15 protein-coding genes are annotated in these 15,308 nt (G+C 65.9%); 4 read left to right on the plus strand and 11 right to left on the minus strand.

Translation table 11 applies throughout. The features are described 5' to 3' along the window. Complete coding sequence (locus V0Z78_RS12820; protein WP_336345027.1) at positions 1-981, plus strand: PLP-dependent cysteine synthase family protein; 981 nt, start codon at positions 1-3, stop codon at positions 979-981. A 146-nt stretch (positions 982-1,127) separates the two neighbouring features. Here V0Z78_RS12820 and V0Z78_RS12825 read toward each other — a convergent pair whose 3' ends face one another. From V0Z78_RS12825 to V0Z78_RS12845, 5 genes are all read right to left on the minus strand, one after another. Then, a complete protein-coding gene (locus V0Z78_RS12825; protein WP_336345028.1) occupies positions 1,128-1,439 on the minus strand; it encodes a hypothetical protein in 312 nt (103 codons plus the stop codon). 153 nt (positions 1,440-1,592) lie between these two features. Continuing rightward, positions 1,593-2,957: a carboxypeptidase regulatory-like domain-containing protein gene (locus V0Z78_RS12830; protein ID WP_336345029.1), complete on the minus strand. Its 1,365-nt coding sequence runs from the start codon at positions 2,955-2,957 to the stop codon at positions 1,593-1,595. A gap of 360 nt (positions 2,958-3,317) precedes the next feature. Next, positions 3,318-3,731 carry a CoA-binding protein gene (locus tag V0Z78_RS12835; protein ID WP_336345030.1) on the minus strand — a complete coding sequence of 138 codons (414 nt, stop codon included), beginning with the start codon at positions 3,729-3,731 and terminating at the stop codon, positions 3,318-3,320. Positions 3,732-3,799: 68 nt separating this feature from the next. Next, entirely contained in the window at positions 3,800-4,657 is an 858-nt protein-coding gene (locus V0Z78_RS12840) for a geranylgeranylglycerol-phosphate geranylgeranyltransferase (protein ID WP_336345031.1), read from the minus strand. 69 nt (positions 4,658-4,726) lie between these two features. Then, positions 4,727-5,494 (minus strand): creatininase family protein, encoded by a 768-nt coding sequence (locus V0Z78_RS12845; protein ID WP_336345032.1) that lies wholly within the window; start codon positions 5,492-5,494, stop codon positions 4,727-4,729. A gap of 85 nt (positions 5,495-5,579) precedes the next feature. Between V0Z78_RS12845 and V0Z78_RS12850 the strand changes: the two genes are divergently transcribed. After that, positions 5,580-6,746, plus strand: a complete 1,167-nt coding sequence (locus V0Z78_RS12850; protein ID WP_336345033.1) for a PQQ-dependent sugar dehydrogenase — start codon at positions 5,580-5,582, stop codon at positions 6,744-6,746. A 72-nt stretch (positions 6,747-6,818) separates the two neighbouring features. Here the strand turns inward: V0Z78_RS12850 and V0Z78_RS12855 are convergent, their stop codons facing one another. From V0Z78_RS12855 to msrA, 3 genes are all read right to left on the minus strand, one after another. Continuing rightward, positions 6,819-6,953 (minus strand): hypothetical protein, encoded by a 135-nt coding sequence (locus V0Z78_RS12855; RefSeq protein ID WP_336345034.1) that lies wholly within the window; start codon positions 6,951-6,953, stop codon positions 6,819-6,821. 458 nt (positions 6,954-7,411) lie between these two features. Further along, entirely contained in the window at positions 7,412-8,755 is a 1,344-nt protein-coding gene (locus V0Z78_RS12860; RefSeq protein WP_336345035.1) for a metallophosphoesterase, read from the minus strand. 84 nt (positions 8,756-8,839) lie between these two features. After that, the gene (gene msrA / locus V0Z78_RS12865; RefSeq protein WP_336345036.1) at positions 8,840-9,379 is read right to left on the minus strand and encodes a peptide-methionine (S)-S-oxide reductase MsrA; all 540 of its coding nucleotides are present in this window, start codon (positions 9,377-9,379) and stop codon (positions 8,840-8,842) included. Positions 9,380-9,518: 139 nt separating this feature from the next. On the opposite strand from msrA, the gene V0Z78_RS12870 reads away from it, so the two are divergent. Then, positions 9,519-9,728, plus strand: coding sequence for a hypothetical protein (locus V0Z78_RS12870; protein ID WP_336345037.1), 210 nt, complete (start codon positions 9,519-9,521; stop codon positions 9,726-9,728). Positions 9,729-9,773: 45 nt separating this feature from the next. On the opposite strand, the gene V0Z78_RS12875 is transcribed toward V0Z78_RS12870, so the two are convergent. After that, the gene (locus V0Z78_RS12875; protein WP_336345038.1) at positions 9,774-10,040 is read right to left on the minus strand and encodes a hypothetical protein; all 267 of its coding nucleotides are present in this window, start codon (positions 10,038-10,040) and stop codon (positions 9,774-9,776) included. Between V0Z78_RS12875 and V0Z78_RS12880 the strand changes: the two genes are divergently transcribed. Then, positions 10,039-10,548 carry a macro domain-containing protein gene (locus V0Z78_RS12880; RefSeq protein ID WP_336345039.1) on the plus strand — a complete coding sequence of 170 codons (510 nt, stop codon included), beginning with the start codon at positions 10,039-10,041 and terminating at the stop codon, positions 10,546-10,548. The genes V0Z78_RS12875 and V0Z78_RS12880 overlap by 2 nt on opposite strands. Positions 10,549-10,665: 117 nt before the next feature. Here V0Z78_RS12880 and V0Z78_RS12885 read toward each other — a convergent pair whose 3' ends face one another. Together V0Z78_RS12885 and V0Z78_RS12890 are read right to left on the minus strand one after the other, a co-directional pair. After that, a complete protein-coding gene (locus tag V0Z78_RS12885; protein ID WP_336345040.1) occupies positions 10,666-11,058 on the minus strand; it encodes a hypothetical protein in 393 nt (130 codons plus the stop codon). 194 nt (positions 11,059-11,252) lie between these two features. After that, on the minus strand, positions 11,253-15,158 hold the full coding sequence (locus V0Z78_RS12890) for an MEDS domain-containing protein (protein WP_336345041.1): 3,906 nt from the start codon (positions 15,156-15,158) through the stop codon (positions 11,253-11,255). Positions 15,159-15,308: the final 150 nt, after the last annotated feature.

The raw sequence follows: 15,308 nt of genomic DNA on the forward strand, positions 1-15,308 counted from the left end.
ATGACCGACCACCTGGAGCCAAAGGGGTCCGTTCTCGAAACCGTCGGCCGGACGCCGCTTGTCGCGATCAACGCCGCGCCCGAGTCGGTGCCCGTCTACGCGAAGCTCGAGTCGTTCAACCCCGGCGCCAGCGTCAAGGACCGCATCGGGAAGTACATGCTCGAACGGATGCTCGAGCGCGGCGACGTCTCTCCGGGCGGAACGGTGATCGAGCCCACGGCAGGCAACACGGGGATCGGGATCGCGGTCGCGGCCGGCCAGCTCGATCTGAAGGCGATCTTCGTCGTCCCCGAGCGCTTCAGCGTCGAGAAACAGCAGCTGATGGCGGCGCTTGGCGCGGAGGTGATCAACACGCCCTCCGCGGAGGGGATGGGCGGAGCGATCGAGCGCGCACACGGGCTCGCGGAGGAGCTCGATAACGCCGTCGTCCCCCAGCAGTTCTCGAACCCGCTGAACACGGAGGCCCACTACGAGACCACCGCCCCGGAGATCTACGAGGCGCTCGACGGCGAGGTGGGCGCGATCGTCGCCGGCTGTGGCACCGCGGGGACGCTGATGGGGCTCGCGAAGTACGCGTTGGAGCAGGACCCGGAGACCCACGTCGTGGCGGTCGAACCCGATGGGTCGCTCTACGCCGGGACCAAGGGCGAGGACGTCGAGGAGGCGGAGTACAAGACCGAGGGGATCGGTACCCACGACCCCACGACGAACGAGCTGTTCGAGCCCGACCTGGTCGACGAGGTGATCCAGGTGACCGACCGAGCCGCCCAGGAGGAGCTCAAACGGTTGGCGAGCGAGGAGGGTCACCTCGTCGCCTCGAGCGCGGGCGCGGCGAGCATCGCCGCCCGCGGAGTCGCAGAACGGATCGAAGGAGGCGAGATCGACACACCCCACGACGGCGTCGTCACGATCTTCCCCGACTCGAGCGAGCGCTACCTCTCGAAGGGAATCTACCGGTCGTTCGAGGAGTGGGAAGGATGATGGGTGACGTTGGGACCCCGCTAGTAATACCAGAGCGGAAGCCTATCAGGACAATCAGAGATCTCTAGATCAGGGCTAGGAAAGACATCCTACAAGGGCGAAAGACCGGATGGCCAATAGTCATCTACTGGACTTCAGAGGGGTAGTTAGGATTTCTCATCGGTGAAATCTCGATTAATGAGACCGATGAGTAGATACTCCATGAAATATATCATTATAAACAGGGCTGCCAAATCTGTTGCAAAAGAAAAGGCATCCCCTGCTGGCAGATTGAGGTCGACATTGGCAGCAATCAAAGCGCCTGCAAAAGCAGCAGTAGTCATTTTGAGTGATCCAAAGATCCCTTCAAGATAAGCAGGACCCCACATTAGAAGAGAGTCCTTCAGACCCTCTTTGGTCAACGGAGGTTTTTCTTGCTCTGGCTCGGAGAATCCCGGGTAATCCGTTCCATCAACCATGACTTCTCTGATTGTGTAAGGGGGTGCAATATAAAGGTACGATCTGGAGAGAATTATTCTGCCCTAATCAAGAAACTGGATCGCTAATACATTCGCCTGGCATGAGAATGTCGATATTACCATCTTTCTGGTTCGATGCCCTCTCGGTTCGAGTTACCGATCAGACAAAGAATCATGGCTATTCATTTCCTCGCCCTCCTCAGGCGTCAGTTCGATGCTGGTCTCACGATCCAGGGACACCTCACCGTGGCCGGTCTCGTAGCCCGCGGCCTCGACGGTGATGACGTAGTTCATGGCTGCCTGAACCTCCATCTCGGCGACGCCGTTCTCGTTCGTCTGCGCCTCGTATCGCAGGTCCCTCGTGTCGCCGGGGTCGCCGTCGGCGCCGTGGGCCTCGACGGCGGCGCCCTCGATCGGTTCGCCGGTCTCGGCGTTGGTGACCTCGACGGTCAGCGTGTTGGTCTCGGGCGTCTCGGACACCTCGGGTTCGAGTTCGACCGTCACGCCGTCGTCGTCGGGGACCGACAGGGCCACGCTCTCGCTCTCGTACCCCTCGGCGGAGACGGTCGCGTCACAGTCCGTCGGCGCCAGCTCCGCGTGGGCGGTCGCGATGCCGTCAGCGTCGGTCTCGCCGGTCACGTAGGCGTCACCGGAGGAGTAGTACCAGTCGCAGACGCCACTGATCTCGGCGCCCTCGATCGGCTCGCCGGTCTCGGCGTCGACGACGTTCACCTCGATCTCCCCACCGTCCTCGCTCTGCAGGGTGACGGTGGTGTCCGAGTCGACCTGGATCGCCATCTCCTCGGGGACGTCGTGGTATCCGCCGGCCGAGAGGGCGTAGCTACCCTCGATCACCGAGAACTCGACGGTGCCGTCGGTCGGCTCCCGGGTCGTGCTGGCGTCCTCCCAAGTCCGTTCCAGCGTCACCGGCGAGTCGGCCTCGACCGTCAGGGTGTAGACTTGCTCCTCCTCGCCGCTCTCGTTGTCCGCGTCGCCGCCATCGCCGCCGTCAGCGTTCTCATCACCGCTCTCCGGCGAGTCCTCACCGCCGTCACCGTCGCCTCCGTTCTCGGCGGGAGCGTCGTCGCCGTTGCCGTCGTTCGCTGTGTCACCGTTGCCGTCGTCCGAGCTAGCGGTGTCCTCCTGGCCGGAGTTCGTTCCGGAGTCGGCGTCGTCACTCTCCTCGGCGTCGCCGGTGCTATCGGTACCCTCGGTCCCGTCCGCCGATCCGCCGTCGTCGGACCCGTCAACGGCAGGTGACTCATCGGGGTCGTCCTCGTCGGAGGACTCGGGTGGATCCGTCTCGTCGTGCTCGTTCGAGTCGTCGGAGGAGTTCGACGAGGACTCGTTGGTGGCTTCCGTGTCGTTACTCGGACTCTCGTTCTCCTGGTCGTCCGCGTCCCCGTTGGACACCTCCGAGGGATCGGCGGGACCATCGGTTCCGAAGCCGGCGCAACCGGCGCCCAGGACCATGACTGCGGTGAGCACCACCGCGACGACGAAACGCGTTCGTGGCATGCTCAATCACCCCAACACCCGTTTCGCCTCGGGAATTCGATAGCGGATCTCGTCGGTCGTCGTACCATGTTCTAGAGTATATCTACGGTAATATGAGATTTCCTAAATATAGGAGATAATTGACATTGGCGGAGAGTCGAAGCGATGAACGTTCGTGCCGTATCGTGTTCGAGGAGACGCTACGTGACTACCGAGTCGAGCGGAGCGGTCGAGCCCGGGCCGTGGTTCACGACCGGGTTCGCCACTGCTCCGGATTCGGTTCCGCGGGGATCGTGCGCTGGCTCCACGTCGGGGGCCGAGTGGCTCCGGAGCCGGGAGACACGCGACGGCCGCCGGACGCCAGGACGTCTCGAGGCGGTGTTACGGCGCGTGCAGTCGCTGGTGTTCGACCTTCATGCAGCGGTCCGAGACGACGTGAATCTCCGCGTCCTCGGCACGGGCCTCGGCGTCGGGATCCGAGATGCCCAACTGGAGCCAGAGCACCTTCACGTCCTCGCGCTCGAGCACCTGATCGACGACGTCCGAGACCTCCTCGCTGGGACGAAAGACGTTGACGACCTCGATCTCCCGATCGACGTCCGAGAGCGAGTCGTACGCTTCCCGGCCGAATACCGTCTCGCGGTTGGGGTTCACCGGAATCACCTCGTAGCCGTGTTCGAGGAGATAGCTCGGGTTCTCGTGGGCGTCCTTGCCGGGCGTCGCGGAACAGCCGACCACCGCGACGGTGCGAAGGCCGAGCAGCTCACGCAGCTCGGCATCGCTCTCGACGGGCATACGCGGTTCGAGACGGGCGCGGGAATTAACCCTTCTGGGTCGGGCAATCGACGCCGTCGACCGGTCGCTTAGATCCCCCCGGGAATCTCGAGCGCGACTCGTCCGACGACGAACGCGAACGCCGCGAGGAACATCCCGTACTTCAGACGCTTCTGACCCGTCGTCGGGTCGCGAAAGCTCGAGGCGGCGGCCGCGAGCATCACGACGTTCGCCGGCAGCACCGCGAGCAGGTAGGTCACGCCGAGCGCGCCGAGCAGGTAGGGAAGCGGGCTCGCGAGGACGGCGACGAGCAGACACGCAGTCCCTACCCAGAGCGCCGGTCGCTCGCCGATCGCGATCGGCAGCGTGTTGAGTCCCTCCTCGCGGTCGCCCTCGAGGTCCTCGACGTCCTTGATCACCTCCCTCGTGAAGGTCGAGAGCGCCGCCAGCACGAACAGCACGCCAGGAGCGGCGACGTCGCCCACCGCCGCACCGCCGAAGAGGAACGTGCTCCCGCCGAGCGCGGCGACGACGGCGTTACCGACGCCGGGGAGCCCCTTGAACAGCTGGGTGTACGCGATCAGCAACAGGAGGTTGACGACGGCGATGGCGAGCGCGAGCGCCGGCAGCGTCAGTGCCAGGAGGACGGCGCCGGCGAACAGCGCGGCGCTGAACGCGAGCGCCGCCCGCGGCGAGACCGCTCCGCGGGGGATCGGCCGGTCGGGCTGGTTGATCGCGTCGATCCCGCGGTCGAAGTAGTCGTTGATCGCGTTGCCGGCCGCGGTCGCGAACGCCGTGGCGCCGACGGCCGCGGCCGCCGCCGCCGGAGCCGCGAGCAGTCCGCCGGCGACGAACGCCCCGATCCCCGTCAGAACGCCGGCAACGAGGGCGTTGACCGGCCGCGTGAGTTCGAGCAGTCCGCCCAGCGACGCGTTCGTCCCGACCATCGTGCGCCCTCCACCCGCGGGAGAGATAAATCGCCCGTCTCCGTTCCGTCGACGCGGCGGTCGACCGTCCTACGACCCCTCGAGCGCGTCGACCAGCGCGGCCGTCCTCGAGACGACCGCCTCGACCAGCCGCTCGCCGGTCTCCACGGTGGCGCCGGTCGGATCGCCGAGGTTCCCCGTCGGGGTGAGGTCGGCCATCTCCTCGGCCGAGAGCGCCCACCCCACTCGGTTCTCGCCCAGGGCGTCGTAGTCGGTCAGCGGCAGCGCGTCGGGCGCGGTCGTGGCCTCCGCGCGATCCATGTGAACGAGATCGGGGAACAGCGCGAGCATCAGGCTCGTCTCGAACTCGGAGGCGTGAAAGGAGAGCTCGCTCTCGCGGACCTCACGGGCGACGTCGTCGAAGAGATCCACCAGCGGAACGTGGAACGCCCGCATCCCGTCCTCGACGCGGAGGTCGCGTACGACGATCTCGAGTTCGGGGTCCTGGACGAGGTAGTGGCCGTTGAGCAGCAGCACGTTCTCGATGCCCCACTCGCCGACGGAGGTACAGACGTCCCGGACGTACCGTCGAAAGGTCTCGCTCCCCACGGTGACCGTCCCCGGCTTGAACGTGTGGTGCGGGCTGACGCCGTAGGGGATCGACGGGGCGACCAGACAGGAGCTGCGCTCCGCGACCCGATCGGCGATCGCCTCGGGAACGTAGGTGTCGACCCCGAGGGGCAGGTGGTGGCCGTGTTGTTCGGTGCTTCCCACCGGGAGCAACAGCGTGCTCGTCTCGTCGATCGTCGCTTCGAGTTCCCGCCAGGTCAGGTCGGCGATTCCGTAGTTCGACGGCATGATCCGGTTTCGACGGGGCGGTACATATCTCGTTCTCCGATCGGGAGGACGGCGGGCTTTTGCGCCCGACGGCCGTACCGGGGCCATGACCTTCACTCGACGGCGTGCGGTCGCTGCCCTCGGAACGGCGGCACTCGCGGGATGTCTCGGTCTCGAGCCCGACGAGGATCGCCCGGAGGGAGCCGACCTCGGGTTCACCGTCGATCCCCTTCTCACCGATCTCGACACGCCATGGGATCTGACGTTCTCCGGCGAAGACGGGGCGTTCGTCTCCGAACGTTCCGGCCGCATCAGTCGGGTCGATCTCGGGAACGGTGAACGCGAGACGGTACTCGAGCCCGATGCCACCGAGCGCGGCGAGGGCGGGCTGCTCGGACTCGCGCTCGGTTCCGGCGATCTCGACGATCGGTTGTACGCCTACTACACGACCGCAGGGGACAACCGCGTCGTTCGGTACGATCTGGATGGTTCGACCGACCCGGAGGCGGAGACGATCGTCGAGGGAATACCGTCGGCGCGGATCCACAACGGTGGACGGATCGCGTTCGGTCCGGAGGACGACCTCTGGATTCTCGCCGGCGACGCGAACGACACTGATCTCGCACAGAACCCCGACTCGATGGCCGGAAGCGTCCTCCGGGTGACCCCGGACGGCGAACCGAGCGATGCGAATCCCGGGTTCGACGAGCCGCGCTGCTATACGATCGGACATCGGAACCCACAGGGGATCGACTGGCTCCCGGGCGGTACCCCGATCGTCGCCGAACACGGTCCGACGGCTCGTGACGAGATCAGCCGCTTGACCGCGGGCGGGAACTACGGCTGGCCGGCAGCCCGAGACGGCGACGAGTACTCGGATTCCGACTACGACCGCCCGCTCGTAAACACCGGTACCGAGGAGACGTGGGCTCCATCGGGGATGAGTATCTACGAGAACGGAGACGCCAACCCCGAGTCCAGCGGCCGGCTACTCGTCGGCGGGTTGCGTTCACAGCAGGTGATCGTCATCGATCTGTTCGAGGGGGATGACGAGCTCCCTGAGGAGGGGACACGATACGAAGACCGGTGGATGGACGACGCCTACACGGCGGTGTCCCAACGAACGCTTCAGGACGAACTCGGACGGATTCGTCACGTGGGGCAGGCGCCAGACGGCGACCTATACGCGATCACGTCGAACCGCGACGGACGCGCCGGCGGTCGGTTCCCTCGCGACGAGGACGACGTGCTGGTACGTCTGACCACGGAGTAACTGATTTCAGGTGGTACGTTCGTCGCTCACGGAGCGAACGGCGAACGCCGTGAGCAAACGACACGGGGTAGTTCACCGCCGTTCGACCCGGTAGGTGACGCCCACGTCGCTCGTCGAGAGATCGGCCTTTCGCTTCCGCGCCTCGTCGCGGGTCTCGAACGGTCCCTCGACGACCGAGTCGCCGGATACCACGTAGTACGACGCCATACACGCGACATTGAACGGTCGGTTCATAGCTGTTGCGGCGGGCGATTCGCTCCCCGACGTCTTCGGCGTTAGACGGAACCCGAGTGGACTCGAACGAGGTTCGCCGCGCACTCTCGAGCCGTCGACGTCGAGCCGTTCACCTTGGTACTGTGACAGTAACGGAAAGAAATACAAGCTCTCGTGTCATACGTTAGCATACCGGGCACTGAGAGGGCGGACACTGCATGGTTCGATCGACGCCCGGTACGGGACGAGGCCGAATACCGAACCCGTTGACCCACTCGCCGTCTGCGGCAACGTCCCGTTTTTTCGTCGCGATCGTCCGTCCAGCGGCCGGCCTCGAACCCGGACCGAGTGACCGTCGGCGGTGACGGCCAACGCTCTCTCGATGGACGACCCCCGTCGATCACGGCCGAACGACTTCGGTCGATCCGGACGCGGGCGAACCGAAGCGTCGATCAATCCCGCTCGGCGTCCTCGGTGATCCGGACGCCGGCGTCGACGACCACCCGGTCCGGGACGTCCGCCTCGACCCGTCTGTGGTGGGTGAGCAGTCGTTCGGTCAGCGTCAGTTCCTCCTTCACCGGATCGGGCTTGTCGATGACCCGGTAGTCGACGACGACGCCGTCGGCCGACTCGGAGATCCGGACGTAGTTCAGGCGAAAGGACGGGTAGAACACGGGCGGCAACAGCCCGAAGACCACGTCGCGGCGGTGAAGGCGTTTGAGCCACGTCCCCGTGTTGATCACGACCCGGTCGTCGACCTCGGTCACCGCCGGGCGGTGGGTGTGGCCGTAGACGAACGCCGCGGTCTCGGGGGCCGACTCGAACACCTCGCGTGCCGCCTCGACGTACGGTTCGTCCGGATTTCGCGGCTCCTCCGACCTGACGATGCCGAAGCGATCGAGCGTCGTCCGTACGTCCCGGGCGAAGAGGTAGAGCGGGATCGCGACGAGCACCAGCAGCGCGACCACGACGAGGTTGGCGATCAACAGGCCGTCGATCACCCACCCGATGAGTCCGAGTCGTCCGGTAGCGTCGGTGGCGAGCGTGACCGGGGTCGACCAGATCCCCGCCATATCGAGGCCCAGGAGGAACAGGGAGAGCACGCTGATCTCGAACAGCAGCAGGAACGGTATCGCCGCGTAGCGCAACACCGGATGCATCTCGCGGTAGAAGTACTTCGAGATCACCCACATCGGGATCCGTTCGGTCGGCGAGACGGCCTGGATGTCCTTGAGCCAGTTGTACCGACCCAGATCCGAGAGCTTGCCCGCCCGGCTCGTCACGTGGCGGTTCACGTAGTAGCCGAGCGGGCTGGCGTACGGGCTGCCGAAGTCCTCGACGCGGTTGTTCGGGTCGCGCTGCATCCCGTGTTCGATCCAGACCGACCTGTCGCCGACCGGCCGCGTGATCGACTCCGCCTGTTCGAGCACTACGTTGTACGCCGCGAGGCGCTCGACGTACTCGTCGTAGGCCGCGAGTTCGTAGTCGTGATTGCCCGGAATCAGCGTGATCCGGACGTTCTCGCCGGTCGCGCGGAGCTGCTCGAACAGCTCCGGATACCCCTCGACCAGCACGTTGAATTTCTCGATCCCCTCTACCCCGGTGAACTCCCAGAGGCCGAACGCGTCGCCGTTGATGATCAGCTCCGCGTTCTCCTCCGTCGACTCGAGCTCGCGGAGAAAGCCGAGCAGCTCCTCGAGGAAGTCGACGTGCTCGAGCTGCTCGTCACCGCCGATGTGGAGGTCGCTGATGAAGTAGTAGATCCGGTCGTCCTCGGACGGTTCGCCCGCTGTCATCGGGTTCCCTGTGCTGCGGATCGGGATACGTTTTCGGTATCTCGTCCGATCCGATCGTCGAGTTCGGAACGCCGCGTTCGGTGGCTACTTCGCCTTCTCGGCGAACTGCTCGCGGACCTTCCGGATCTTGGGGTCGACGTTGATCGTGCAGTAGCGGTCGTTCGGGTTCTTCTCGTAGTAGTCCTGGTGCTCCTGCTCGGCCTCGTAGAACGTGCCGAGGGGTTCGAGTTCGGTGACGATCTCGTCGTCGTAGGCGCCGCGTTCCTCGAGTTCCGCGATGAACGCCGCCGCGAGCTCGCGCTGGCGCTCGTCGTGGTGGTAGATCGCCGAGCGGTACTGCGTGCCGACGTCCGGACCCTGGCGATTGAGCGTCGTCGGGTCGTGGACGGTGAAGAACACCCGCAGGAGGTCGGGGTAGTCGAGCACGTCGGGATCGTAGCCGATCCGGACCGCCTCCGCGTGGCCCGTGTTCCCGCTGCAGACCTCCCGGTAGGTCGGCTCCTCGACGTGGCCGCCGCAGTATCCCGAGGTCGTCTCGCGGACGCCGCCGAGCTCCTCGAACGCCGCCTCGATACACCAGAAACAGCCGCCAGCGAACGTCGCGTACTCGGTCTCCTCGTTCATACCTCCCGTTGGTCCGCTGGGCCATTAAGCCCCTCGCTGCGCATGGAAAGAGCGTCCAGAGACTTCCGGAGACCACGTCCGCGATCCGCCGTCCTCGAAGGACGGGTTTTTTGTCGCGGTCGGTCGCAACCGTCGTCGTATGAAGGTCGTGTTCAAGCCCGGGAACGCCTACGAGGAGATCAACTGTTTCGACTTCAGAGAATACGAGCGGGGCATCGTGCTTCGGAACGAGGACGGCTACAACGTGGGTTACGTCCCCCACGAGATCCTCAGCCACGTCGAACCCCACCCCGAGGAGCGCGTCCGGTTCGACTCCGACGAGGAGGACGAGGGCGAGGACGACGCGTAGCCGTTCGGTCTCCCCGGTTCCGGGACGGGGTCCGGTCGAGAAGTATCAGAAGGGACGAGCGTCCCTTCGCCGTATCGGGACCGACGACGGCCCGATGAGACCGCCGCGGTCGAGGGCAACGACGCCGGCTTCGAGGGCCACGCCGTCGAAATACTGGACCTGTTTCTGCTCGCGTGCGTCCTCGGAGCGGTCCGTCGCGGCGAACGAGCCGAGCGGGACGTGACGGACGCGGTGGATCGAGTAGGATCGAGGGACGAGCGGTTCGTCCGAGGTTCGGATTTTTAGTGCGAACGGCGCGTACGGCCACGACATGGAGTTCACCGTCGTCCAGGGCGACATCGCTCGAGAGGAGGCAGACGCGCTCGTGAACGCCGCCGGAACCAGCCTCCGGATGGGCAGCGGCGTCGCCGGCGCGCTTCGACGGGCCGCGAACGGACCGATCAACGAGGCGGCGATGGCGGAGGGACCGATCGATCTCGGGGACGTCGCCGTCACCGACGCGTACGACCTCGACGCCGAGTACGTGATCCACGCCGCGGCGATGCCCCACTACGGAGACGGCCGGGCGACCGAGGAGAGCATCCGCGAGGCGACACGAAACGCGCTCGAAACGGCGGACGACTCGGGCTGTGAGTCGATCGTCGTCCCGGTCCTTGGGACGGGTGCGGCCGGGTTCGACCTCGCCGAGGGTGCACGGTTCGTCTGCGAGGAGATCGCTCGCTACGAACCGACGGGGCTGAACGCCGTCCGCGTGATCGCGTACTCGGACTCGGAGTACGAGACCGTCCGCGAGGTCGCGGATCGGGTTCGATCGGCGTGAACGCGGCCATGCGTGGCGACCTCGATCCACGCCCCTCCCTCCGGCGTTCGGTAGATCGACGTGGCGGCCATTACGGACGGCGACGGCAGCCGTCCACGTCCCCGTGAGCCTCGACCGTCATCGCTCGGATCGGTCGCGTTCCCAGTCGTCGACCGCGCGCTCGTCCGGATCGTAGCGGGAGAAGACGAGCACGCCGCCGATCAGCAGAACGGCGCCGACGGCGATCGCCAGGAGCGTCCCCGTGAGGAGGTACGCTCCCGCCCCAATGAGGAGCCACGCGACGCCGGCGAGCGCGCTACCGGCCCCGACGGCCGCCTCCGGAGGGGTGTCACCCGGCGGCGAACCGGCGGCGAGCGCTACCGTTCCCACCGTGAATCCGACGGCCACACCGTAACCGACCCAGAGGACGGGAACCGTTCCGAGCAGTGCCAGAACGCCGCCGACGAGGAGCCAGCCGATACTGAGGAGCAGGCACGCGGTGCCGATCCGGGTGAGGGACCCGTCGTTCACGAACGACTCGTCTCCGTCCATCGCCTTGTAGCCTGCTACTCCCGGAAATCGAGATCACCGTGATAGAGCCGTGGGCCTGACGACACACGACATGAGCGTCGCCGACGGGCCGTGCGACCGGATCGCGTTCGTGGTCGACGGGACGGGGCGCGCGAACACGAGCGCGGATGACTGAGACGGTGGCTCGAACCTGGCTACCCGCCCGAACCCTCGAAGAGGAGGCCACAGAGCTTCCGGTGGGCGGTGCGGAGGTGGGTGTTGAAGGTGGGCTGTGAGATGTCGAGCGTCGTCGCGATCTCGGTACCGGTTCGCTCGCGCGGCGACTCGAAGTAGCCGCTGGCGTAGGCCGTCTTCAACACCTCGAGCTGACGGTCGGTCAGCTCGTCCGAGAGCGTGGTTCCGAACCCCTGGCGGGTCGTGGCGGTTCGCTCGCGCTCGCGTTCACGTTTGGCGACCAGCTCCATTCCGGAGTGACGGGCCCGGAGCCGCTCGACGAACTGCCGGACGTCCGCCTGCGCGGCGAGTTCGACGACGAACCGCGCCTCCTCGGGCGTCACCGTGAGTCCCCGTGGCGTCGCCCCGTGTTCCAGCACGGTCACGAGCGGGCAGTCGGCGGTGAGCGTCGCCTCGAACAGCCCCTCCGGGCCGTCCGACCCGTCGCGTTCGGTGACGAGCGCGACGTCCGTGAGCGAGAGCGACCGGGCCGCCTCGCTCACCTCGTCAGCCGTCGCTCCGCGCATCGTGAAGTAGCCTCTGATCGAGCCGTCCGATCGCGGGACGACGCTCTCGAACTCGAACTCGCCGTCGGTTCGCTCGACGAGTTCGGTAACGTCCGCTCGTAGATCGCCGACGTCGAACTCGAGCTCGACGGTCGAGTCGTCGACGATCGCCTGCCTGCTCTCGACGACGTGCATCGCGTAGGCGATCGTGTCGCTGAGCTCCTCGAGTACGGCTCCCTCCAGACCGTCGAAGACGCCGGGCTGGCTCGTGTACACGGTCAGAACGCCGTACAACGATTCCTTGTAGACCAACGGGAGGGCGATGATCGACCGGTAACCACGGTCGAGCGCTCGTTTCTGCCACTCCTCGAGCGGGGGGTCGGTGAGCACGTTGTCGACGACCTGCGGCTCCCGGGTCGTGATCGCCCCGGCGGTCGGGGTTCGTTCATCGTCGACGGTGTCGGCGGTCAGGTCGGGATCCCCCGTCTCGTCGCCGTCGCGTTCTCGAGGGGTCAAATCGCCCGTCACGGCGTCGTAACCGCCGATCCACGCGAGATCGTACGGCCCCGTTCTGGCGAGTTGGGTACAGACGACGGCCTCGATCTCGGATCGCGTAGACGCGCGGACGAGCGCCTGGTCGATGTTCCGGATGATGCCGTTGACTCGGTTGAGTCGCTGAAGCGTCTCGTTCTGGGACTCCAGAGTTCGCTCTCGTTCCTGGAGGAGCCGTTTTCGCTCCGTCCGGGTGAGGACGGATTCGATCGTGGCCGCGACGGTGCCGAGGAAGTCCCGCTCGCTGGGGCCGAACCCGTCGGACGTCGACGCGGTGAGGAACACGCCGTGTCTCGCGAGCGGTATCGCTGCGACCTCGGAGAAGCGGGTCCCGACCGACCGTTCGTTCCCGTCGCCGTCGACGAACCGGGTCTTGTTCAGGACGAACGCGTCCCATGCCGCGCCGGTTCCCGGAGCGCAGAGCGTCGCGGTCGGCAGCCCGTCCTCCGCGCTCGCGGTCTGTGCGGCGGTCGACAGTTCGCCGGTGTCCTCGTCGTAGTACGCGACGGTCGTCAGCGGGAGCTGGAGACCGCGCTGGGCGTGCCTGATGACGCAGTCGGCGACCTCGTCGGGCGTCTCGGCGTCCGTCAGCTCACGACTCATCTCGTTGAGCGCGGTCAGCCGACCCTCCCGCCGTTCGCGCTCGAGTTCGTACTTCACCCACTGGCCCATCAAGTGCTGAAACGTCCGCTCGGCCTCCGAGAACTCCCGATCCCGGGGCTTGGAGGCGACGAAGAACAGCGTCCGGTCGTGGTCGCCGTCCAGTTCGATTCGCGTCCCGAGATAGGCTCTCACGCCGAACTCCTCGTACGCTCTCGTGTCGGCGAACCCGTCGTTCATGGGGTCGGTGACGCCGGCCGTCCCGCCCTCGTTGGCGATCACCCGACAGTACGTCTCCGAGAGCACGACTCGCGCCCCGGGAACGAGGTGTTCGTGGTCCTCGCTCACGGCCTCCACCTCGAACAGGTCGGTCTCGGGATCGACGCGGGCGATCCCTCCCAGCTCGAGGTCGAACCGCTCACAGCCGAGGTCGAACAGATCGCGCAGCTTCCTGTCGAACGTCCGGTCGGTGTCGGCCGCGATCTCGGACAGCGCCCGCTGGGATCGCTCGTGATCGCGGCGCTCGATCTCGTAGCCGATCCACTGTCCGATCAGTTCGATGAAGGTGCGTTCGGCCTCCGAGAACGGACGCTCGCGCGGCTCGGTGCTTCCGAACCAGAGGGTCCCGTACAGCGAGGTGCCGCTCGTGACCTTCGTGCCGAGATAACTCGTCAGCCCCACCTCACGGTGGATCCGATCGTCCTCCCAGTCGGTCCCGTGTACGTCGGTCATGGCAACCGGTTCGCTTTCCGTGATCGTCCGTCGGCAGAAACACCCCTCGCTCGGATTCGTCGTGATGGGCCCGTTCGAGGAGGTCTCCGACCCGAATCCGACGCCCTTCTCCAGTCGGAACGATCCGTCCCATGACGGCAGGTAGTTCAGCCCGGCCATCTCAAGGCCGAACCACTCACATCCCATCTCGAGCAGCCGATCGAGCTTTCTCTCGAACGAAAGGGTGTGATCGGACGTGATCTCGTAGCTCTCTCGCAGGTACCGCTCTCGGCGTTGACGATCGAGTTCGTAGCTCACCCACTGGCCCATCAGATCGAGGAGGGCGCGTTCGGCGTCCGTATACGGCCGTTCACACGTCGTCTCGGATGCGAAACACAAGGTCCCGTACTCCTCGCTGCCGACGTGGACCGTCGTCGCGAAGTAGGCGTCCAGTCCGAACCGGTCGTATGCGGGGTCGTCAGTCCATCCCACCTCGGCGGCGTCGATCACGGAGACCGGACCGGACGACGCGAGTAGCTTCTCGCAGTAGGTGTCGCGGAGCGAATCCGTGACCCCGGCCTCGATCAGCTCGTGATCGCCGACCGCCTCGAGGATCTCGAACGTGTCGTCGCCGGTACGCGCGAAGTACCCGATCTCGAGATCGAACCGCTCACAGCCCATCTCGAGCAGCCTCCGGATCTTCGCCATGAACGACGTTTGCGGATCGGCGGTCGTCTCGTAGAGGGCGCGCAGAAACCGCTCGTGGTCCTGAAGCGCCGTTTTGGCCCGCGTTCGATCCAGTAGCGTGCCCAGCATTCGTTCGACCTCGCGTTCGGGCCGTTCGGGGCCGAAGAACTCCTCGGGCGGCGTGTAGTAGAAGTTGTGACAGACCGTGTCGTCGTAGACGAGATGGGGGTGGATCCGGACGATGTCGGAGAGGGTCTCCGCCGGGACCTGCGTTCGATCGTACTGACAGAGCGCGATGCAGTCCTCGCCGTGGAAGAGCTCGTTCACCTTGCTCTCGTACTCCATGAACTTCTCGAGCGTCGTCTCCTCCTCGAGGATCCACGAGGTCTCGGCGCCCACCCGGAGCGCCTCGTACTCGGCGGTGGCGTCCTCGATGGCGTCGGCGTAGAACGAGAGCATCTCGTCGGGCTCGAACGTGCCGTTTCTGAGGTACGTCTCCTCGACGCTGTGGATCGTCAGCGCCCCGGACTCGAGGGCGGCGTCGACGTCGATGCCGCCGAGTCGCAGTGCCTCGAGCACCTCGGACTCGGAGCTCTCGTCGACGACGTACAGACACCGCTCACCCTCCTCCAACCCCTGTTGCATGAACGGAACGACGGCCGCGAACCGCTCCTCGTTCGTCTCGTAGACCAGCGCGAGATGATCGTTCGTGTCGTGGCCCTCGAGCGGTTCGACGGGGCCGCGAAAGGTGGGGCTCGAACGAAGCGCCTCGAGGCCGCTCTCCAAGCCGAGCGTTCCGGGCGGGGTCGCCTCCAGGGCGTCCCCACTCATAGCTCGCCACCGATCGCTACGAGGGCGTTCCGGCTACCCCGTCGGTCGCCACCGATCCCTCGATGCTGTCGATCATCCGCTGCGAGTGAGGACATGTGCTATCCCTCTTAGTGAAGAGGGTTTCGGGTTTTAACCTTTCGTTCCGTATGG

Source organism: Halalkalicoccus sp. CG83 (genome assembly GCF_037081715.1).
Taxonomy (GTDB): Archaea; Halobacteriota; Halobacteria; order Halobacteriales; family Halalkalicoccaceae; genus Halalkalicoccus; species Halalkalicoccus ordinarius.

Excerpts from the sequence above, each read along its gene's own strand:
- V0Z78_RS12820 (WP_336345027.1), top strand. The coding sequence starts at position 1 with ATGACCGACCACCTGGAGCCAAAGGGGTCCGTTCTCGAAACCGTCGGC.
- V0Z78_RS12825 (WP_336345028.1), bottom strand. The coding sequence starts at position 1,439 with ATGGTTGATGGAACGGATTACCCGGGATTCTCCGAGCCAGAGCAAGAA.
- V0Z78_RS12830 (WP_336345029.1), bottom strand. The coding sequence starts at position 2,957 with ATGCCACGAACGCGTTTCGTCGTCGCGGTGGTGCTCACCGCAGTCATG.
- V0Z78_RS12835 (WP_336345030.1), bottom strand. The coding sequence starts at position 3,731 with ATGCCCGTCGAGAGCGATGCCGAGCTGCGTGAGCTGCTCGGCCTTCGC.
- V0Z78_RS12840 (WP_336345031.1), bottom strand. The coding sequence starts at position 4,657 with ATGGTCGGGACGAACGCGTCGCTGGGCGGACTGCTCGAACTCACGCGG.
- V0Z78_RS12845 (WP_336345032.1), bottom strand. The coding sequence starts at position 5,494 with ATGCCGTCGAACTACGGAATCGCCGACCTGACCTGGCGGGAACTCGAA.
- V0Z78_RS12850 (WP_336345033.1), top strand. The coding sequence starts at position 5,580 with ATGACCTTCACTCGACGGCGTGCGGTCGCTGCCCTCGGAACGGCGGCA.
- V0Z78_RS12855 (WP_336345034.1), bottom strand. The coding sequence starts at position 6,953 with ATGGCGTCGTACTACGTGGTATCCGGCGACTCGGTCGTCGAGGGACCG.
- V0Z78_RS12860 (WP_336345035.1), bottom strand. The coding sequence starts at position 8,755 with ATGACAGCGGGCGAACCGTCCGAGGACGACCGGATCTACTACTTCATC.
- msrA (WP_336345036.1), bottom strand. The coding sequence starts at position 9,379 with ATGAACGAGGAGACCGAGTACGCGACGTTCGCTGGCGGCTGTTTCTGG.
- V0Z78_RS12870 (WP_336345037.1), top strand. The coding sequence starts at position 9,519 with ATGAAGGTCGTGTTCAAGCCCGGGAACGCCTACGAGGAGATCAACTGT.
- V0Z78_RS12880 (WP_336345039.1), top strand. The coding sequence starts at position 10,039 with ATGGAGTTCACCGTCGTCCAGGGCGACATCGCTCGAGAGGAGGCAGAC.
- V0Z78_RS12875 (WP_336345038.1), bottom strand. The coding sequence starts at position 10,040 with ATGTCGTGGCCGTACGCGCCGTTCGCACTAAAAATCCGAACCTCGGAC.
- V0Z78_RS12890 (WP_336345041.1), bottom strand. The coding sequence starts at position 15,158 with ATGAGTGGGGACGCCCTGGAGGCGACCCCGCCCGGAACGCTCGGCTTG.